Source organism: Acidisoma sp. S159 (assembly GCF_009766125.1).
Classification (GTDB): domain Bacteria; phylum Pseudomonadota; class Alphaproteobacteria; order Acetobacterales; family Acetobacteraceae; genus Acidisoma.
Window position 1 is genome coordinate 371160 of record NZ_LMUG01000032.1, and the last position, 19983, is coordinate 391142.

The 19983-nt window shown below is 66.0% G+C and carries 17 protein-coding genes and 1 other RNA gene; 11 read left to right on the top strand and 7 right to left on the bottom strand.

Annotated elements, in window-relative coordinates:
• Nucleotides 1-37: 37 nt before the first annotated feature.
• The 4 genes from recR to ffs all read right to left on the bottom strand — a co-directional run bounded on the left by recR (nucleotide 38) and on the right by ffs (nucleotide 3153).
• Nucleotides 38-631 carry a recombination mediator RecR gene (gene recR / locus GSQ92_RS09660; protein ID WP_158803055.1) on the bottom strand — a complete coding sequence of 198 codons (594 nt, stop codon included), beginning with the start codon at nucleotides 629-631 and terminating at the stop codon, nucleotides 38-40.
• Nucleotides 632-643: 12 nt separating this feature from the next.
• A complete protein-coding gene (locus tag GSQ92_RS09665) occupies nucleotides 644-967 on the bottom strand; it encodes a YbaB/EbfC family nucleoid-associated protein (protein ID WP_158803056.1) in 324 nt (107 codons plus the stop codon).
• Nucleotides 964-2991, bottom strand: coding sequence for a DNA polymerase III subunit gamma/tau (locus tag GSQ92_RS09670; protein WP_158803057.1), 2028 nt, complete (start codon nucleotides 2989-2991; stop codon nucleotides 964-966). Before GSQ92_RS09670 ends, GSQ92_RS09665 begins: the two co-directional genes overlap by 4 nt.
• A 63-nt stretch (nucleotides 2992-3054) precedes the next feature.
• Nucleotides 3055-3153, bottom strand: an RNA gene (gene ffs / locus GSQ92_RS09675) — signal recognition particle sRNA small type.
• A gap of 84 nt (nucleotides 3154-3237) precedes the next feature.
• Between ffs and nudC the strand changes: the two genes are divergently transcribed.
• The gene (gene nudC / locus GSQ92_RS09680; RefSeq protein WP_158803058.1) at nucleotides 3238-4161 is read left to right on the top strand and encodes an NAD(+) diphosphatase; all 924 of its coding nucleotides are present in this window, start codon (nucleotides 3238-3240) and stop codon (nucleotides 4159-4161) included.
• Between the two features lie 290 nt (nucleotides 4162-4451).
• Here nudC and GSQ92_RS09685 read toward each other — a convergent pair whose 3' ends face one another.
• A complete protein-coding gene (locus GSQ92_RS09685; protein ID WP_158803059.1) occupies nucleotides 4452-5024 on the bottom strand; it encodes a hypothetical protein in 573 nt (190 codons plus the stop codon).
• 178 nt (nucleotides 5025-5202) lie between these two features.
• Between GSQ92_RS09685 and lptF the strand changes: the two genes are divergently transcribed.
• From lptF to rsmA, 5 genes are read left to right on the top strand one after another with little or no spacing between them, the layout of a single operon-like run.
• Nucleotides 5203-6381, top strand: a complete 1179-nt coding sequence (gene lptF, locus GSQ92_RS09690; protein ID WP_158803060.1) for an LPS export ABC transporter permease LptF — start codon at nucleotides 5203-5205, stop codon at nucleotides 6379-6381.
• 4 nt (nucleotides 6382-6385) lie between these two features.
• Nucleotides 6386-7498, top strand: a complete 1113-nt coding sequence (gene lptG, locus GSQ92_RS09695) for an LPS export ABC transporter permease LptG (RefSeq protein ID WP_159013395.1) — start codon at nucleotides 6386-6388, stop codon at nucleotides 7496-7498.
• A 9-nt stretch (nucleotides 7499-7507) separates the two neighbouring features.
• The gene (locus GSQ92_RS09700; RefSeq protein ID WP_159013396.1) at nucleotides 7508-9730 is read left to right on the top strand and encodes an LPS-assembly protein LptD; all 2223 of its coding nucleotides are present in this window, start codon (nucleotides 7508-7510) and stop codon (nucleotides 9728-9730) included.
• A gap of 35 nt (nucleotides 9731-9765) precedes the next feature.
• Nucleotides 9766-11079: a peptidylprolyl isomerase gene (locus GSQ92_RS09705; protein WP_158803063.1), complete on the top strand. Its 1314-nt coding sequence runs from the start codon at nucleotides 9766-9768 to the stop codon at nucleotides 11077-11079.
• Nucleotides 11076-11930, top strand: coding sequence for a 16S rRNA (adenine(1518)-N(6)/adenine(1519)-N(6))-dimethyltransferase RsmA (gene rsmA, locus GSQ92_RS09710; RefSeq protein WP_158803064.1), 855 nt, complete (start codon nucleotides 11076-11078; stop codon nucleotides 11928-11930). The genes GSQ92_RS09705 and rsmA overlap by 4 nt, the downstream gene beginning before the upstream one ends.
• A gap of 225 nt (nucleotides 11931-12155) precedes the next feature.
• Here rsmA and GSQ92_RS09715 read toward each other — a convergent pair whose 3' ends face one another.
• A complete protein-coding gene (locus GSQ92_RS09715; RefSeq protein ID WP_158803065.1) occupies nucleotides 12156-12548 on the bottom strand; it encodes a hypothetical protein in 393 nt (130 codons plus the stop codon).
• Nucleotides 12549-12768: 220 nt separating this feature from the next.
• Here GSQ92_RS09715 and GSQ92_RS09720 point away from each other — a divergent pair, with 220 nt between their 5' ends.
• The 5 genes from GSQ92_RS09720 (at nucleotide 12769) to GSQ92_RS09740 (ending at nucleotide 18527) form a co-directional block, all read left to right on the top strand.
• The gene (locus GSQ92_RS09720) at nucleotides 12769-14676 is read left to right on the top strand and encodes a transketolase-like TK C-terminal-containing protein (protein ID WP_159013397.1); all 1908 of its coding nucleotides are present in this window, start codon (nucleotides 12769-12771) and stop codon (nucleotides 14674-14676) included.
• Nucleotides 14677-14693: 17 nt separating this feature from the next.
• Nucleotides 14694-15707 (top strand): type I glyceraldehyde-3-phosphate dehydrogenase, encoded by a 1014-nt coding sequence (gene gap, locus GSQ92_RS09725; protein ID WP_158803067.1) that lies wholly within the window; start codon nucleotides 14694-14696, stop codon nucleotides 15705-15707.
• A gap of 127 nt (nucleotides 15708-15834) precedes the next feature.
• On the top strand, nucleotides 15835-17022 hold the full coding sequence (locus GSQ92_RS09730) for a phosphoglycerate kinase (RefSeq protein WP_158803068.1): 1188 nt from the start codon (nucleotides 15835-15837) through the stop codon (nucleotides 17020-17022).
• The gene (locus tag GSQ92_RS09735; protein WP_158803069.1) at nucleotides 17019-17702 is read left to right on the top strand and encodes a fumarylacetoacetate hydrolase family protein; all 684 of its coding nucleotides are present in this window, start codon (nucleotides 17019-17021) and stop codon (nucleotides 17700-17702) included. The genes GSQ92_RS09730 and GSQ92_RS09735 overlap by 4 nt, the downstream gene beginning before the upstream one ends.
• Nucleotides 17703-17717: 15 nt before the next feature.
• Complete coding sequence (locus tag GSQ92_RS09740) at nucleotides 17718-18527, top strand: exodeoxyribonuclease III (protein WP_158803070.1); 810 nt, start codon at nucleotides 17718-17720, stop codon at nucleotides 18525-18527.
• Between the two features lie 9 nt (nucleotides 18528-18536).
• On the opposite strand, the gene GSQ92_RS09745 is transcribed toward GSQ92_RS09740, so the two are convergent.
• Complete coding sequence (locus tag GSQ92_RS09745; protein ID WP_158803071.1) at nucleotides 18537-19964, bottom strand: tetratricopeptide repeat protein; 1428 nt, start codon at nucleotides 19962-19964, stop codon at nucleotides 18537-18539.
• Nucleotides 19965-19983 lie beyond the last annotated feature (19 nt).

A 19983-nucleotide genomic window follows, 5' to 3' on the forward strand; every position in this document is an offset into this window, starting at 1 on the left:
GTAACAATCCCGTTACGTGCGGCCTTTGAGTGACATCTTAAACAACCCGTCTTGCGCGCAGAGCCGTCGCCAGTGTGCCGTCATCCAGCACCTCCAGCGCGCCCCCAATCGGGACGCCCTGGGCAACTCGCGACACTTCCACCGGCAGTGCCGCCAGACGATCCATCAGCCAATGCGCCGTCGCGGCACCATCCACTGTCGCGCCCAAAGCCAGAATGACCTCGCGCGCCTCGCCCTCCGCTATGCGGCGCAGCAGCGGGGTCAGGCTGAGGTCCTCGGGTCCCACCCCTGCCAGCGGCGACAAAGTGCCGCCGAGCACATGGTACAGCCCGCGATGCGCTTGCGCGCGTTCCAGAGCCCAGAGATCGCCGACACCCTCGACCACGCAGATCAGCGAGCGGTCGCGCTCAGGATTGGCGCAGATGGCGCAGGGGTCCTGGCTGTCGAGGTTGCCGCAAAGCTCGCAGGGCCGCACCGCGCGGGCGGCCTCCACCAGCGCTTGCGCCAAAGGCACCATACGGGCCTCGGGCTGTTGCAGCATGCGGAGCGCCGCTCGGCGGGCGCTGCGCGGGCCGAGGCCGGGCAAGCGTGCCAGCAGCCCGATCAGCCGCTCGACTTCCGGGCCGCCCATTAGCCGATACGCCTAGAAGGGCAGCTTCATCCCGGCTGGAAGCTGCAAACCACCCGTCGCCTTCTGCATTTCCTCGGCGGCCAGCGCCTCGACCTTGCGCTTGGCGTCGGTATGGGCGGCGAGGATCAGATCCTCAAGCATCTCCATCTCGGCCGGATCGGCGAGCTTGGGGTCGATCTTGACCCGGCGCATGTCGCCCTTGCCGCTCAGCGTCACGACCACCATGCCGGCGCCGGCCTGCCCCTCGACCTCGCGGCTTTCCAGCAATTCCTGCATTTCCTGCATTTTCTGCTGCATCTGCGACGCCTGCTTCATCAGCCCGGCCAGGTTCTTCATCGATCTTCCTCCAACGCCATCTCGGCCTCGTAATCCAGGTCCGGGTTCATCGAGCCGACCAGCTCCGCCTCCGGCGGCGCGAAATCCGGCATGTCCGGCGGCATCTCTAGCCCGGCTTCGGCGGCCGGCATAACCGGAGCGGGCGGCGCTGGGAATTCCTCGGCCAGCGGATCGCGCACGGCTTGCAACTTGGCGCCGGGGAAACTCGTCAGGATGGCGCGGACCAGCGGGTGCTCACCAGCCTCGGCCAGCAGCGATTGCTCGGCGGTCTGGCGCTGTTCGTCGATGGTGGGGTCGCCAGGAGCAGCGGAGAGCGCGATGGTCCAGCGGGTGCCGGTGGCCTCACCGAGCAGGGCGGCGAGTTTCGAGGCGAGGTCGCGCGGCGCCTCGGGCTGCGGCCGCAACTCGATGACCGGAGGCGCGAAGCGGACCAGATGGACCGAGTGCAGTAGGTGGCCGTAGAGGCGGACTTCCTTCAGGTCGCGCACCAGCATCACCACGTCGCGGAAGCTCGCGGGCAAGGCGGGGGGGGCGTCCGGCGAAGGAGTTTCGGGCGGAGGCGCTTCGGCGAGTGGCTGCGGAGCCGGAGCCATGGCGGCCTGGGTTTTGGTATTGCCGTAGCTCGCGAAGGCGCGGGGCGTGTCCGCTCGAGGCTGTTCCACGCGGGTCGGTTCAACCGCGAAGGGCGGTGCTGCGACAGCGGTTGCTACTGCGACGGGCGTGGGGGACGGCGCGGCGGCGGGTGCGGGCAGGCGGGGCGCGCTGGGTTCGCCTGAAGTCAGACGGCGAACCAGCTCACCCGGCGGGGGCTGGTCGGCGAGGTAGCAGAGGCGGATGAGCACCATCTCGGTGGCGGCGCGGCGATCGGGCGCCGCCTCGACCTCCTGCACGCCGCGCAGCAGCATCTGCCAGGCGCGGCCGAGGATGGGGATGCTGAGGCGGTCGGCGAGCGCCGCGCCACGGGAACGCTCGGCCTCGGGCAGGTCGGGGCTTTGGCGCAGGTCGGGCGAGGCTTTAAGGCGGCTCAGCACATGGGCCAGCGCCAGCATGTCCTGCAGCACCAGCCCGGCATCGGCGCCGCGCTCATGGGCCTGGTCCAGCGCCGCCAGGGCCGCCGCCGGCTGGCCGCCCATGACGCCTTCCATGAGGTCGAGGACGAGGCCGCGATCGGCGAGGCCCAGCATGTCCGCCACCGCATCGGCGCTGACGGTGGCCCCGTCGTCGCCCGGCCCCATGGCGATGGCCTGGTCGAGGAGAGAAAGACCGTCGCGCACGGAACCGTCCGCCGCGCGGGCGATCAGGGCGATGGCTTCGGGGGAGACGGCGACGCGCTCGATCTCGGCGATACGGGTGAAGTGGGCGGCGAGTTCGGCGGCCGGGACGCGGCGGAGGTCGAATTTCTGGCAACGGGACAGAACGGTGACGGGAACCTTGCGCAACTCGGTCGTCGCGAAGACGAACTTCACATGCGGCGGCGGCTCCTCCAGCGTCTTCAGCAGCGCGTTGAAGGCGTTGCGCGACAGCATGTGCACTTCATCGATGATGAAGACCTTGGTGCGGGCCTCCATGGGGCGGAAGCGCGTGGCCTCGATGATTTCGCGTACGTCGTCGACGCCGGTGTTGCTGGCGGCGTCCATCTCGATGACGTCGGGGTGGCGGTCGGCGATGATGGCACGGCAGTTGGAACAGACGCCGCAGGGCTCGGCCGTGGGGCCGCCGGCGCCGTCGGGGCCGGTGCAGTTGAGGCAGCGGGCGATGATGCGGGCGGTGGTGGTTTTGCCGGTGCCGCGCACGCCGGTGAGCATGAAGGCATGGGCGATGCGGCCGGTGGCAAAGGCGCGGCGCAGAATGCGGACCATCGCCTCCTGCCCGATCAAATCCTCGAAGCGCGTCGGGCGATAGGCGCGGGCGAGGACTCGGTAGGAGGCCTGGCGGGATGAAGGCGCGGGCGTCGCCGCATCGCCGAACAGGCCGGGGCCTTCGGGTATCGGCAGGGTGTCGTCGGGGGAATCGAGATCGGCCACACGACCTCTCTAGCGGATATGGACCGTGGCCGGGAGAGGGCGCTGAGTGCGGGCGCCTGGAGAAGCGGGGGGCCGGACGATGACCCGAGCGGAAACTCGTTGCGGCTGCTTCCTTCCGGACCTGACCGGGTTGGCGAGGTGCCCGTCCACCGCCGACCCCCCTACGCGGTATTATCGCGTGGCAGCCTTCCCGCTGCAAGTGTCGCGCTGGGTTGTCCGCTCGCGGCGGCCATGCGACCAAGACCCATGAACGCTATCAGACCCTCCCGCAAAAATATGTACACCGGCAGCCCGCTTGACCGCATGGCGGAGCGACGCCCGGATGCGGAGTGGATTGCGGATGCGATCGCGGCGGAGACCGCCCTGGTGGTGCCGCTGTGGCGCACCAAGAGTCTGCTGCGAAGCGAACAGGCGCCGGCGGCGGTTTTTGTCGAGCCGACCGCGGCATTGCGCGGCGCGGTTGAGCCAGCGGAGTGGGTTTTCCTTGGCATGTGGAGCGGGCGGCCTATCTTCACGGTCGATCTCAGCGCGACCGAGGAGCCGGCGGCGCTGCTGCCGCCCGATCATGGCGCGTTTGGCGATTTACGCGGGATCGCGAGCCTGTTGCCGGCAGGCGAGGCATCGATCCTCGCTCATGCGCGCGGGCTGCTGCACTGGCGTAGCCGGACCCGGTTCTGCAGTGTTTGTGGCGCGCCCTGTGAGCCGACGGGCGGAGGGCATGTCATGCACTGCACCGGCTGCGGCACGGATCACTTTCCGCGCACGGATCCGGCGGTGATCATGCTGGTGACGCGCGGCGATTCCATTTTACTCGGCCACGCCTCGCGTTTCCCGACGGCGATGTATTCGACGCTGGCGGGTTTCGTGGAGCCGGGGGAAAGCCTGGAAGAAGCGGTCGCGCGCGAGGTCTATGAGGAAACCGGCATCCGGGTCGGCCATGTCGCCTATCATTCGAGCCAGCCCTGGCCGTTTCCGGCGTCGCTGATGCTGGGCTTTTACGCGGAGGGGCTGACCGAGGAGATCACCCTGCACGACGCGGAACTGGCGGATGCCCGCTGGTTCACCCGCGCGATGTGCCTGTCACCCGAGGAGCATGGTTTCCAATTGCCGGGCGGCGACAGCATCGCGCGTCGGCTGGTCGAGGACTGGCTGGCGCATCCGGCTGATTAAGCGCGCCAACACGTCATGTTCGGCGAAGGCCGAGCATCCACGCCTTCGCTTGCGCGACGAAGCAAGGCGTGGGTGGCACGCCTTCGCGTGCCATGACGGATTTTTCTGGTCGCCCTTCGATACAAGATCACGCCCTCAGAGCACGTGGAAGATCAGCAGCAAAATGATGATCGGGATAGGGATCCCCAGCAGCCATAATAGAATTGCCGGCATCGCGGCCTCCTTCGTCTTGATGATGAACCGATCTCCGACTTGGGAATCGGCCGCGGTTCCTCAAGCCGGGCGGTCGATCACGGATTAGTCGGGTCGCGTGCGAAGCGTGTCGCGAGGCGCGACCGTAAGGCGGCGAAGCGGCGGCCGGAGCTGACGGCGCCGTGGTTGCCGCGCAGAAGCCGCGCTACGCCCGCGCGGACCCTCCGCCAGCTCGGCCCCACGATGCTGGTCGCCCAGCGGCGGCTCGCCTCAACCTTGCCATGCAACCATGCGAACCAGCCAATCGTCATGAGAGCAGGGCGGCAGGCTTGGTAAATCCAGAGGGCGATGATCACCCCCACTCCCTTGATGAGCACCACGACGGCGGTCGCCGCGGCGTATTGCTTGTGGGCGAAGAGGAAGGCGGCATAGAAGCCGCCGACATGGCTCATTGCCTCCGGGATGAGAAACAGCGGAAGGATCGCCCAAGGCGGCAGCCGGGCCAGACGCGCCTCAAGATGGCGAACCGGCGTCCAGCGCCGCAGCACGCGCGACCCCGAGCGCAGCATCGCCTCGCCGAGCACGAGCATAAGCGCGAAAGGCAACAGGAGGGCATCGACGAGTCGCCGCCGCCAGCGGGCGCGGCCTTGGCCGAGGAAGGGTTGAGGCATGGCGACCTTCTACGCCACTTCGCCCATTCCCCGCACCTTAACTCCCCCCAAGGTAGGGCCGCCCAAAAACAGGGACGGCCGGGGCTTTTGTGAATTCCGGCCCCCTCCATTAGAACCGGCGCCTCCCGACCCGGGACGCTGCCGCGCCGCCGACGAGGACAGGATACGACACGCAGATATGGCGACCGCCTCCCCCTTCCGGTCCGGGTTCACGCGCCTGGACCGCTATATCTTCAAGCAGGTGCTGACGGCGCTGATCGCCGTCACCGTGGCACTCGTCGCCCTCATCTGGCTCACCCAGTCGCTGCGTTTCGTCGAGCTCATCGTCAATCGCGGCCTGTCGCCCTTCGTCTTCCTCCGGCTGACTGTGCTGCTGATCCCGAGCTTTATCGCGGTGATACTGCCCATCACGACCTTCGTGGTGGTGCAATTCGTCTACCAGCGGCTGGCCGGCGACCGCGAATTGACCGTGATGCGAGCGGCCGGCCAGTCGCCACTGGCGCTCGCCAAGCCTACCTTGCTGCTGACCCTGCTCGTCACGCTGTTCTGCTACTGGCTCAACCTCTCGGTGGTGCCGGCGAGTTTCGCCGCCTTCCGGGAGTTCCAGTTCGAAATTCGCAACCGCATCGCCGCCTTCCTGCTGCAGGAGGGCGTGTTCACGCCGATTGCCCCGAACCTCACCGTCTATGTCCGCAAACGGGACCAGGACGGCACGCTGCACGGCATCCTGGTCGATGACGAGCGCAGCGGAACCGACCCCACCACCATCCTCGCCGAAGGCGGCCGGATCATTCCCGGCCCGCTCGGTCCGCGCGTGGTGCTGTTCAAGGGCGTGCGGCAGGAGGTTGATGCCAAGACCGGGCGCCTCAACCTGCTGAGCTTCAGCGAAAACGTCATTAACCTCGCCGAAAGCGCCGGCGGACAGGATGCCCGCTTCCGCGACGATTCCGAGGTTTCCCTGCATGATTTGCTCAACCCGCCGCCCGGCGAGATCAGGCCGCAGGATATCCCGAAATGGCGGGCCGAGGCGCATCGGCGGCTCGCGGCGCCGCTCACCATCATCTCCTACGCAATGGTCGCCCTCGCTTCGGTTCTTACCGGCGCTTTCCGGCGGCATGGCGGTTTGCTGCGGCCGCTGATCGGCGTCGCCATCACGGTGGGATTGGTGGCGCTGGGGCTAACGGTCAACAATATCGCTGCACGCGACAGCGCTTGGCTGCCTCTTGTCTGGGCCCATGCGGTGCTGCCCGGGCTGATCGCCGGATGGCTGCTACTACGGCCTGAGCGCTTCCGGGTTCCGGCACCACCCGAGTCTCTCGTCTCCGCGCGTCCCGACACCGTTAGCGGGCCGGGCTGAGCCGATGTTCCCGTCTCCCATCCTGACGATCTACATCAGCCGGCAGTTCTCCGTCGCGGTGGCTTCGGTCCTTGCCGCCCTTACCGGGCTGGTCTCGCTCTTCGATTTCCTGGAGTTGCTGCGTCGCTCGGCCTCCCGCCCCGACGCGACCTTCAACCTCATTGTCGAGATGGCGCTGCTGCGGACGCCCTGGGTGGTCATGACGATCCTGCCCTTCGCCATCCTGCTTGGGGGCATCTGGGCCTTCTGGCGGCTTACCCGCTCTTCTGAACTGGTAGTGGCGCGGGCAGCCGGGCTTTCAGCCTGGCAGTTTCTGGGCGGCCCGGTGCTGTGTGCCCTCGCCCTCGGGCTCTTTGCCGTCGGGGGGCTGAGCCCGGTCTCGGCGGCGCTGTTTGCCCAGGCGGAGCGGCTGCAGGAAAGCTTCCTCGACGCCGGCGGCGGTCCGCTCGCGTTGAATGGCGGCCAGCTCTGGCTACGCCAGGCGGACAATACCGGGAGTGTCCAGGGTGTCGCCATCATGCATGCGCGTGGCGTGATGATGAGGGCTAACGTGCTAACCGCCTCGCAAGTCAGCATCTTCCGTCTCGGTCCCAACGATCACATGATCGACCGCATCGAAGCGATGCAGGCGCGGCTCATTCCCCACAGCTGGCTACTCGCCAATGCCCGCGTCCTCGTGCCAGGAAAGCTGCCCTCACCACCGAGCGCGATGGCGATGCCGACAGACCTGACTATCGACCGCATCCAGCAGAGCTTCGCGGCGCCCGAGGCGCTTTCCTTCTGGCGCCTGCCGGGCTTCATCCATGTGCTGGAGCGCGCGGGCTTTTCGGCGGTGGGTCACCGCTTGCGATTCCAGGCTTTGCTGGCACTTCCGCTGCTCTGTGCCACGATGTCCCTGGTGGCGGCCGGATTCTCGATGCAGAGCAGCCGGAGAGGCGGCGTGGGGCGGATGATCGGCGGCGGAGTCGCAGCCGGCTTCGCCCTTTTCATGCTCTCGAATATCGCTGAGCAGTTTGGGCAATCAGGGGCGCTCCCTGTGGTATTGGCGGCTTGGGCGCCGGCCGCCGCCGGCCTCATGCTCGCGCTGTCGCTTCTTCTCCATCTCGAAGACGGCTAAGGATCGGCGATGTCCAAGACGAGTTACGGGATCGGCCTGATCGCCCTCGCCGCCACAGTCGCAGCGGTCGTCGCCGTACCGCGCGTCCAGCACGCCCATGCCCAGATCGCCGGGCTTACGGGCGGCGAGACGGCATCCGACGCGAAGCAGCCAGTGACGTTTCGGGCCGATCGGATCGAATACAACCAGAAGTCGAACATCGTCACGCTGAGCGGACATGTGGAGGCGTGGCAGGCTGGCCACGTCCTATTCGCTGATCACGTGCTGTATGACCGCAACACCAATATTTCCGATGCGATTGGTCACGTGGTGCTCATCTCCCCCGACGGGCAGGTGGTTTACTCGGATTACGCCGAGCTCAGCCGCGACATGACCAACGGCATCATGAAGTCGATGAACGTGACCTTGCCGAGCAACGCCAAGCTCGCGGCGAATGGCGCGAGGCGGACCGAGGGCAAGCTCAACGAACTCAGCCATGCGGTCTACACGGCCTGCGAGGTCTGCCTGAAGCATCCCAAAAGTTATCCGCTTTGGCAGATTCGCGCGCGATCGGGCGTGCAGGATCTGCAGCATCACGTGATCGAATACAAAGACGCGACGATGCAGATCTACGGCGTTCCGGTCGCGTATTTTCCCTATTTCTGGCATCCCGACCCGACGGCCAAGCGGATGAGTGGCCTGCTCATTCCCAGCATCGGCGTCAATAGCCATCTCGGTGGGTTCCTCGACCTTCCCTATTATATTGTGCTCGACGACCAGTCCGATGCGACGGTCACGCCGATCCTGACGACGCATAACGGCGCCGCCGGTGACCTCAAGTATCGCCGCGCCTTCAATTTTGGTCAGGTAAATGCGGATGTTTCGGGCGGCTACGATGAGGGCAAGCTGGAGGGCGCTCTCTTCGCCCATGGCACCTTCGACCTCAATGACACCTGGCGCGCGGGCTTCGATTTCGAACGCGCATCCTCGGTCAGCTACCTCAACGACTACTCCATCCTGCCGAGTGTCAACGAACTGACAAGCGACGCTTATCTCGAAGGTTTCGGCAACGGCTCCTATGCCCGCATCGACAGCCGCTGGTATCAGGGCCTCACCGACAGCGTGACCGACAGCGAGTTGCCGGTGGTGCTGCCGCATGCCGAGTATTCCTTCACCGGCACGCCCGATACCCTCGGCGGCCGTGTCAATTTCGATGCCAGCTTCTTTAATATCCTGCGCAGCACCGGCACGAACACGCTACGCGGCGCCGCGACGACCGAATACGAACTGCCCTTCCACGACAATCTCGGCGGCCAGTGGAGCACCGTCTTCCACCTTGACGCCGCAGGCTATTCCGCGCGCGACCTGAGCCAGTTCCCGAACTTCTCGACCGGCGCGAATGACGCGCAGACCGCGCGGGCCCTGCCGCAGATCGCGCTGAATTATCGCTGGCCGTTGATCAACGATAGCGGGCGCTGGGGTTCCGAATTGATCGAGCCGATTTTCCAGCTCATCGCCGCGCCGATCGTGGGCAACAGCGTCGACAAGACCAATATCCCGAACGAGGACAGCTTCGACTTCAATTTCACCGACGCCAACCTGTTCGGTTTCAACAAATACCCAGGCCTTGATCGGCTGGAGAGCGGCATGCGCGCCAATCTTGCGCTTCATGGGGCTTGGTATCTGAACAATGGTAGCGTGATCGACGCGCTGGTCGGCCAGTCCTATCGCGCCCACAAGGATGACACCTTCCCTGTCGGCTCCGGCCTTGAGGACAATATCTCGGATATCGTGGCGAAGATTTCCTATACGCCGAATCAGTATGTCGATTTCACCTATCGCACGCGACTCAGCCACGTTTCGCTGCAAAATGAATTCATCGATGCCTTCGCGACGGCGGGCGTTCCGATACTGCGGGTCTCGGCGGGCTATCTATATTCCTCCACCGATCCCTACTTCTTCTACGACGGCGTGCCGCCGCCGGCGTCCTATTTTACGCCCCGCAACGAAGCAACGCTGGGCATTAGCACGCAGCTCCAGCAGTGGACGCTGAACGCCTCCGCGCAGCGCAACCTGCAAACCGGGCAATTCGACGCGACCAATCTTGACGCGACCTGGCAGAATGACTGTCTCGCGCTTAGTGCCAGCTTCAGCCGCCGTTACACCTCGGTCGCGGATGACGACGGTTCGACCACGTTGCTGTTCCGCGTGGTCTTCAAGACCCTCGGCGGCATCGGCTTCAACGCCCTCTAATGCAACAACAAGAAACTCGAGCGAAGGTAGCGTATATGTCCCTCCGCCTGAAAATGGCCTGTCTGCTGGTGCTCTCAGTTTGGCTGGCCGTCGCGACGCTTCATCCCGCCCGCGCGCAAGACGCCTCGATCGCCGCGGTGGTCAATGGAGATGTCGTGACCCAGGCCGATGTGGAGAATCGCGCGCGCTTCTTCGCGTTGGCAACCGGTCAGCGGGTCTCACCCGATGTGCTGCAACATCTCAAGCCGCAGATCCTGCAGCAGCTCATCAATGAGCGGCTGGAGATTCAGGAAGCCGAGAAACGTGGCGTGGTGGTGCCCGACCGGTCAGTCGCCCAGGCGATCACCGAGATCGAGCATTCGAACAACATGGGGCCGGGTGTGCTCCATCAGAAGCTGACCGAACTCGGCATCGGCTTCGATACGTTGGTCAACCAGGTGCGCACGCAGCTCGCCTGGACGCAGGTGCTGCATCAGGTTCTCGGCGATGCGGGACGCCCGAGTGCCGCCGATATCGACCGTCGTATTCTCATTGAGAAGAACAAGGGCGCGCAGCCACAATATAACGTCGGCGAAATCTTCATCCGGGTCGCCAATCAGGCGGCTCAGATGGACGCGCAGAACTTCGCCAATACCGTGATCGCTCAGCTGCGCAGCGGCGCGCCCTTCCCGATCATCGCGGCGCAGTTCAGCCAAGGCGAGACGGCGCTGCAGGGCGGCTCGCTCGGCTGGGTTGGACCGGATCAGCTCGATCCCGCGGTCCTCGCCTTGGTGTCGCAAATGCCGATCGGCGCCATCAGCAATCCGGTGCAGGTGGCGGGCGGGCTGGTGATCGTGCAGCTGCGCGGCCGGCAAGGCCCCGGGATGGCGGGCCCGGACGCCGGCGGTGATGCGGGTGCCAATGTCATGCTCAGCGTGCGGCAGATTTTCCTGCCGTTCACCACGCCGCTCGATCCGAAAAATCCTACCGAGCAGCAGCGGCAGACGATGGTGACTTTCCACAAGATCGCGACCTCAGTGCATAGCTGCGACGATATGGAGGCCGCGAACCGCGCCGATGGCGGCACGAAGCCTGCGGACCCTGGGCCGGTCAACCTCGCCCAGGTCACGCCACCGCAGTTCCAGAGGCTTCTCGCCAGTCTGCCGGTCGGCAAGCCGAGTCCGCCGCTTATCGCCAATAACGGTGTGACCCTTGTCATGGTTTGCGGCCATGCGGCGGCCACCGCACAGGTGGCAGACAACTCCCGGGAGGCGGTGGCGCAACAGATCTTCGAGCGCCGGATCGATCTCACGGCGGAGCAGACCCTGGACGATCTGCGGCGGCGTGCTTCGATCCAGATCATGCATTGAACGCGCTTCCGCCGCTGCGGGATGTCATCGTCCGGCACAATTTCCGGGCGCGTCACTCGCTCGGGCAGCATTTCCTGCTCGACCTCAACCTCACGGCGCGGATCGCGGGGCTGGCCGGGGACTTGAGTGGGCGGCATGTGGTGGAGGTCGGGCCGGGTCCAGGCGGGTTGACGCGGGCGCTGCTCGACACCGCGGCGGTCGATGTGACGGCGATCGAGATCGATCCGCGGGGCGTGGCGGCGCTGGAGGAGCTGGCGCCGCATTATCCTGGACGGCTCGCGATCGTCGCAGGGGATGCCATGCGGGTCGATATTCCGGGGCTGGTGCCGGCGCCGCGCCAGATCGTCGCGAACCTGCCGTATAATGTGGGCACGCCGCTGCTGATCGGGTGGCTGCGGCAGGCTGCGGCTTTCGAGCGGATGATTCTGATGTTCCAGGAGGAGGTGGCGCAGCGCATAGCGGCGGCGCCGGACACGCCGGCTTATGGTCGGCTGTCGATCCTCGCACAATGGACCTGCCGGGCCGATATCGCGATGCGGCTGCCGGCGGAGGCGTTTACGCCGCCACCCAAGGTCGCCTCGAATATCGTGCGGCTGACGCCACATGCAGAGCAGCCCGAGCCCGCGCTTTTCACGATCATGGAACGGCTGACGGCGGCGGCTTTCGGACAGCGGCGCAAAATGCTGCGGGCGGCGCTTAAGCCGCTCGGCGGCGAGGCGCTGTTGCGACGAGCCGAGATCGAGCCGACGCGGCGGGCGGAGACGCTCTCCGTGGCGGAGTTCGATCGCTTGGCGCGACTTTTGGCGATCGAAGCCATGACTAGTGTTGCGGAGGTTGTGCCGCAGTCGTGAAAAAGGCCTGCGAGCACGCAGGCCTTTTCGTCGACGGCTTAGGGAAGGCGATCGGGGCCAGAGCAGGATGTCTCTGGTTTCAACCGCTCGTTTCCCCTTCGTCATGCTCGGCGAAGGCAGAGCATCCACGTCTTCCTTGCTCGACGAAGGCGAGACGTGGATGGCACGCCTTCGCGTGCCATGACGGATCTTTGGGTCGCACCCAGTATCAGGTCGTCACAACACCTAGGACGGGTTGGCGGGCGCTCCGGGCGACGGGGTCGGGGGCGCCATCGGGGCGGGGTTCGGCGGTGCCATCATGGGGGTCGCGGGGGCCATTGTGGAGCCCGGCGCCATCGGCATCGCCGAGCTCGGCGCCGACATCGGGCTCATGTTGTTCTTAAGCTGCTCAGCGTTGAGCATGTCGGCCGAGTGATCCGCGTCCGAAGGGCCGCTCATGGCCGTGCCGTGCTTCATCCAATGCTTGTGCTTCATGCCCATACCCATGGGCTTCGCCATGCTAGAGCCGCTGGCACTCGGCGCGGCCATCGGGGTGGTGCTGGTCGATTGCGCCCATGCGGAGGCGCTTCCCATGATCGCCACGCTACAAATCGTCGAGAGAAGGAAGGTCTTTTTCATGTCGGTCTCCATGCCTTTTGAGTTCAATCAGCTTTAGGCGCCGGCTAATCAGTACGGGTACAGCCCTTCGCGAAGCCCCTATGGCGCCGTGATCGTAGCCCGACATGGGGTTGCTCGCCAGAAGCGGAAGGGGTTGCTCAGCCCCGGCGCTCAGTCCAAAACCCCTCCATTCCGCCATACACCCTTCGTTCCAGAGGGCCGGACGGTTGCAGGAGGTTCGGTGACTCGTCTGGCGGATATCTTTTCCCGCAGACCCCCCGTCACGACAGATGCGACACCGCTTGCCCAGGCACGCCAGCCGGAGCGTCGGCAGCGCATGGTCGAGGCCCTGCGGCTGACCGCCCTGCGCAACTGGGCGGATGCCCATTCCGATGCGATCCGGCATGAGGGCAACGGCAAGGCGCCCGGCGCTAACGCCGCTCCACCCGCTTTCGCCATGGCGGACGTCGTGACGACGCTCTGGACACGCGTGCTGCGGATCGATGCCGCCGATAGTTCATGGCCGGACCGCGACCGCATCATCGTCGCGACACGGCAGGATGCGCGGCTGATGCGCGCGGTGCTGGAACTGTCGGGCCTCGATCCCGCTGACCTGTCGCATGGCCTGCCGGGGATCGAGGCGGTCATCGGCCAAGCCGGTGAGGCGCTCTCCTTCGCCGTGGGCTGCGTGCTCAGCGAGCGCATGCTCGCGGCGCGTTTCGGCAAGAGCCTGGTCGATCACCGCGCCTGGCTCTTCGCGACACCGGCGGACATCACCGGCGGCATCGGTTATGAGGCCGCGAGCCTTGCGGGTGAGCTGAAGCTATCGAAGCTCGCCATCCTGCTGGAGGAACCGGCGCATCCCGAGCCGGATGAGACGCCGGCGGCGGAGTTGCTCGAGCGTTTCGCCTCCTGGGGCTGGGCGACCAAGCGCATCGCGGGCCATGACGCGGCAGCTATCGCTTCAGCGCTGTCCTTCACACTCAGGGCGCGCAAGCCTGTTCTGCTGGTGTGCAAGACCTCGGCGCCCGCTCCGCCTCGCACGGACCGCGCAATCTCCGAGGATGTCTCTGAAGCCTGGCGCGGCGCGGGGGCGCGTGCCACGGCGGCGCGGCGCGGCTGGCTCAAGCGCCTGGCGCGTCATGCTTTGGCCGCCGACTTCGAACGGGTTCTCAATGGCCGCCTGCCGGATGGCTGGCGCGATGCGGCCCGCGTCAATCGCAGCGCGCTGGCGGAAGAAGGCGCCGCCCTCTCCGGCCCGGAAGCGAGCCGCCGCGTCATCGAAGCGCTCGGGACCGCGGTGCCGGAGATGATCCGGGCCTCCCTCGGCGCGGCAGGACGGCCGGCGGGACTTGCACCGCTGGGGCAGGAGCCCGTCGAAAATGGCGATTTCGCGCGGCGGCATATCCAGTTCGGCAGCCGTCAGGTCAGCATGGCCGTCACCCTAGCCGGCGTCGTCGGGCATGGCGGCCTGATCCCGGCCGGCGGCCTCGCCATGTCTTGCGGACACACGCTGTTTCCGGCGATCCGCACGGTCGGCCGCCACCGCCGCCGCATCGTCTTCACATTGCTGGAGGAAGCGGCTGAAACCGCGTCCGCCGACTATCTCGCGACGTTCCGCGCCTTGCCCGAGCTGCTGGTCTTCCGCCCCGCCGGCGCGGTCGAGACCTCCGAATGCTGGGAGCTCGCTCTGCACAAGGAGGATGGGCCGAGCGTCCTGGTGCAGACGCCGCAGCCCGTCCCGCCGTGGCGCACCGATACAGTCGAAAATTCCTCGGCGCGCGGCGCCTATCTGACCGCGCCGGAAGAGGGTCCCCGCGCGGCCACCCTCATCGCAAGCGGTGCCGAGGTCGGGCCCGCGCTGGCGGCGCAAGCGGCCCTGGCGCAGGCCGGCATTACCGTGGCGGTGGTCTCCATGCCCTGCTGGTCACTTTTCGCGGCGCAAGACGAGGCGTATCAGACGCAAACCCTGGGCGATGCGCCGCGGATCGGCGTCGAGCCGGGAACCGGATTTGGCTGGGAGCGTTGGCTTGGCTCGGGTGGCCACTTCGTGAGCAGCGATGTGAGTCTTCCGGGCCAGACGCATACCGCGCAGACTGTCGAGACCCTGACCGAGGCGCTGATTATCGCGGTCAAGAAGAAGCTTTGAAGAAGGAAGAGAGAACCATGGCTGTGAAGGTTGCGATCAATGGCTTCGGGCGCATTGGCCGCCTCGTTTTGCGCGCGATGGTCGAGAGCGGCCGCACGGATCTGGAGCCCGTCCTGATCAACGACCTAGGCAGCGTCGAGGCCAATGCGCATATGTTCCGCTACGACAGCGTCCATGGCCGCTTCCCCGGCACCGTCGAGGTGAATGGCGACGCCATCACCATCAAGCTGAACGGCCGCACCTACGGCCCGATCCGCGTTTCGGCCGAGCGCGATCCGTCCAAAGTGCCGCTCGCCGGCGTCGATGTCGCGATGGAATGCACCGGCCTCTTCACCAGCAAGGACGCGGCGTCCAAGCTGATCGAGGCGGGCGCGCGCAAGGTTCTGGTATCGGCGCCGGCCGATGGGGTGGATGCGACGATCGTTTTCGGCGTGAACGACAAAACCATCACCAAGGAGATGACGGTCATCTCCAACGCCTCCTGCACCACCAACTGCCTGGCGCCGATGGCGAAGATACTGCACGAGAAGTTCCATATCCTGCGCGGCTATATGGTGACGATCCATTCCTACACGGGCGACCAGAAGACGGTCGACACGCTGCACAAGGACCTGCATCGCGCCCGTGCCGCTGCCCTGTCGGCGATCCCGACCTCGACCGGTGCGGCCCGTGCCGTCGGCCTCGTGCTGCCGGAGCTGAAGGGCAAGCTGGATGGAACCGCCATTCGCGTGCCGACGCCCAATGTCTCGCTCGTTTCGCTCGATGTGAACCTGCGCACGCACGCGACCAAGGAGCAGATCAACGCGGCGATGAAGGAAGCCTCGGAAGGCGCGCTGAAGGGCATCATCGACTACAACACCGAGCCGCTGGTGAGTTCGGACTTCAACCACAACGCGGCCTCCTGCACCTTCGACGCGCCCCAGACGGCGGTTGTCGATGGCGAGTTGGCCCGTGTGCTGGGTTGGTATGACAACGAGTGGGGCTTCTCGAACCGCATGGGTGATACCGCGGCGGCTTTCGGGGCGCTGTAGGTCCAGCACACTCTGCCTCGTCATGCTCGGCGAAGGCCGAGCATCCAGGCCTTGCCTGCGTAAAGAAAGCAAGGCGTGGATGGCATGCCTTCGCATGCCATGACGGTGTGAAAAGGGGAACGACACGATGACCTTCCGCACGCTGGATGACGCCGATCTCAAGGGCAAGCGCGTGCTGCTGCGCGCCGACCTCAACGTGCCTGTGCGCGATGGCCGCATCACCGATCTCACGCGCGTCGAGCGGGTGGTGCCGACCATCCGCGAGATCGCGGAGAAAGGCGGCCGGGTCATCGTCTGCTCGCATTTCGAGCGGCCGAAGGGAAAGCGCGTGCCGGAAATGTCGCTGCGGCCGCTGGCCGACGCGATCGGCAAAGTACTCGGCTCGCCGGTCGGTTTTGTCGATGACTGTATCGGGCCGGAGGTCGAGGCCGGCGTCGCCAAGATGAAGGACGGCGATGTTCTGCTGCTCGAAAACACCCGCTTCCATTCGGGCGAGGAAGCGAACCACGTCGAGATGGCGAAAAGCCTCGCCAAGCTCGCCGATCTCTATGTGAACGACGCCTTCTCCGCCGCCCATCGCGCCCATGCCAGTACCGAGGGCGTGGCGGGCCACCTGCCCTCCCATGCCGGGCGGCTGATGCAGGCCGAACTGGAGGCACTGGAGAGCGCGCTGACCGACCCGGATCGGCCGGTCATGGCGATTGTTGGCGGCTCGAAGGTTTCCACGAAGCTCGACCTGCTCGGCAATCTGCTGGGCAAAGTCGATGTCCTGGTCATCGTCGGAGCCATGGCGAATACCTTCCTCGCCGCCAAGGGGCTGCCGGTGGGCAAGTCGCTGCAGGAGAAAGACCTCCATGACACCGCGCGCGAGATCATGAAGCGCGCCGAGGGCGGGCGATGCGAAATCCTGCTGCCGGTGGACGGCACGGTCGCGCAGGAGTTCAAAGCCAATGCCGCCACCCGCACGCTTGCGGTGGATGCCGAGCATGACGGCATGGCGCTGGATGTCGGGCCGGAGACCGCGAAGCTCATTATCGCGCGGCTCAAGACGGTAAAGACGCTGGTCTGGAATGGCCCGCTCGGCGCTTTCGAGACGCCACCCTTTGAGGCTTCAACGATGGCGGTCGCAAAGGTCGTCGCGGAACTTACGCGCGCCGGAAAGCTGCGCAGCGTGGCGGGCGGCGGCGATACGGTATCGGCGCTGCGTGAAGCAGGCGTCACCGATGAGCTGACCTATGTGTCCTCGGCGGGCGGCGCCTTCCTGGAGTGGCTGGAAGGCAAGACGCTTCCGGGCGTCGCGGCGCTGCACGCATGAGCGAGTTTGTGATTCCGGCGCCTCCTGTCCCGGCTGTGCCGGTGCGCGGTGGCGGCTTATTCCCGGTGCGCCGGATCTTCTGCGTGGGCCGCAACTATGCGGCGCATGCGCGGGAGATGGGGCATGATCCCGATCGCGAGCCGCCCTTCTTCTTCACCAAGCCGGCGGATGCGATCGTCACCGGCGGCGAGATGCCCTACCCCGCGGCGACGAGCGAGCTGCATCACGAGGTCGAGCTGGTCGTCGCCATCGGCGCCGGCGGCCGCGACATCGCCGAGACGGATGCGAAAGCCCATATCTGGGGCTACGCAATCGGCATCGACATGACGCGGCGCGACCTGCAGGCGGAAGCCAAGAAGCTCGGACGGCCCTGGGACATGGCGAAGGGCTTCGACCATTCGGCGCCAATCGGCGAGATCGTGCCGGTGGGCAATTTCGGCAGGTTCGAAAGCGGCCACATCCTCCTGAACGTCAATGGCGCCGAGCGGCAGGAAGGCGACTTGCTGGATATGATCTGGAGCGTGCCCGAGGTGATCGCGGCGCTGTCCCGGCTGGTGGAATTGCAACCCGGCGACCTCATCTTCACCGGCACGCCAGAGGGCGTGGCCGAAGTGAAGCGCGGCGATGAGTTGGAGGCGATGATCTCGGGGCTGCCACCGCTGAGGGTGAGGGTGGTTTAGCTCAGCATCGAGTTCATGCCCCGTCCGCTTCGTATCGTTACCTGGAACATCAATTCGATTCGCTTGCGGCAGGTGCTGCTGCGCGATGTCGTGACCGCGCTCGACCCCGATGTCGTGTGCCTACAGGAAACGAAATGCCCGGACGAATTTTTTCCGCTGGAACTGCCGGCGGTGCTCGGCCTGCCGCATGTCCAGTTTCGCGGGATGAAAGGCTATAACGGCGTCGCCACCTTCTCGAAGCTGCCGATGCGGCGGCACGGCACGACACAAGATTGGTGCGGGCGTGAGGATTGCCGTCACCTCTCCGTCGAGATCGACGCGCCCGGCGGCCCGCTGGTTGTCCACAACTTTTATGTGCCGGCCGGCGGCGATATTCCCGACCCCGAGGTCAATCCGAAATTCGCGCATAAGCTCGATTTCGTGGCCGCCGCGCGGGATCATTTCGCGCCGACGCCTGAGCTGAAACGTACCGTGCTCGTCGGCGATCTCAACATCGCGCCGCTGGAGCATGATGTCTGGAGCCACAAGCAGCTTCTCAAAATCGTCTCACACACGCCGGTCGAAACCGCTTTGCATACGGAGTGGCAGCGCACCTGCTTTCATGACGCGTTGCGCCACTTCGTGCCGGACGATCAGAAGCTCTACACTTGGTGGTCGTATCGAGCACGAGACTGGGAAGCGGCGGACAAGGGACGCAGGCTCGACCATATCTGGGTCACGCATGACCTGACGGGGCGGCTTGTCCGTCATGCCATCCTGAAGCAGGCGCGCGGCTGGACGCAAGCGTCGGACCATGTGCCGGTGCTGCTGGAAATGAGACTTTGAACCAAACGCTTACGGCGAGCCGGCGAGCGCTTGGGTGATCGCCTCCACCACCTCGTCCCAGCGTCGTGCCGCGCTTTGCCGGAATAGCGTGATGCTTGGGTACCATGGCGAGTCCGAGCGCTCCTGGAGCCAGCGCCAGTCGGCGGCATAGGGCAGCATCACCCAGCACGGCCGGCCCATGCCGCCCGCGAGATGGGCGACGGAGGTATCGACCGTCACCACCAGATCAAGAGCACCGATAACGGCGGCGGTGTCCTCGAAGTCGATGATTTCGGCGCCGGCATCGATGAGTGGCGCATGACCCTGATAGTTCACGAGCTGCCCGGCCGCCTCGCCCTTCTGCAGACTGACCAGCGCGATGCCCCGCACCGCCGCGAGCGGGTTGAGCGCCGACAGCGGCATCGAGCGGTTGCGGTCGTTGCGATGGGTGGCGCGTCCCGCCCAGACCACGCCGATGCGGCGCAGACCGCTCGGAACCTGACGATCAAGCCGTGCCTTCCAGAGGATCGCGCGGCCCGCATCCGGCTCGATCGCCGGCGGCGGCGGAATAGTGTCGAGCCTTGTGCCATGCAGCCGGGGAAGGCCAGAGATCGGGCAGAAGGTCGCGAACGCGGGGCATTCGGACCAATTCGTGAAAATGTGGAGCCGGGGGAAAAGCCGCCGGAAGAGCGGCGCCATTTCGATGCTGGTCGCCATGACGATGCGCGGGCATCGTGCCGCCGCCCATCGGATATAGCGGCTGAACTGGATGACGTCGCCGAAGCCTTGGTCACCGATCAACAGCAATAGGCCACCGCCAAGATCGCCGCCCCATTGCGGGCGGCCCTGTTGCAGCGCTGGCGGCATCAGGCGCGGGAAGCCGGCCAGCCGAAAGCGCCACTCGTACTCCTCCCAGCCCTCCGCGTAATTGCCGAGCAGGAGCTGCGCCTCGGCGATGGCGAAATGCGGCCCGGGCATCATCGGCTTCAGCGCGATGGCCTGACGGGCACAATTGACGACCTGTTCGGGCTCGCCTCTCTCCTGGTGGATGATCGCCTGGTTGTGCAGGGCCAGCGGGTCCGCCGGCTGCAAGTCGAGACCCCGGCTGGATGCGGCAAGCGCATCATCCAGCCGTCCCGCCACGCGATACATCTCGCTGAGGTTGCGCAGGTAAACGGCGTTTTGCGGTGCGGCGAGAATGGCATGCTCGACCAGCGCGACAGCCTGATCGACGCGCTCGCGCCGGAAGGCGACAACGCCTGCGAGATGCAGCGCGTCGGGCTCCTCCGGCGCGGCGCGCAGGATATGCACGGCGAGTTGCTCGGCGTCGTCGATGCGGCCACTTTCTTCGGCACGGACGGCCATTGCCAACAGCGATCGGAACGGCACCGGAATGAGCCGCTCGAGCTCTGAACGCCAGTCCGCGTCGAGCGGGACCTCAAGCTTGTCCTGGCTCAAGCTGGCTCCTTCGCCCCTA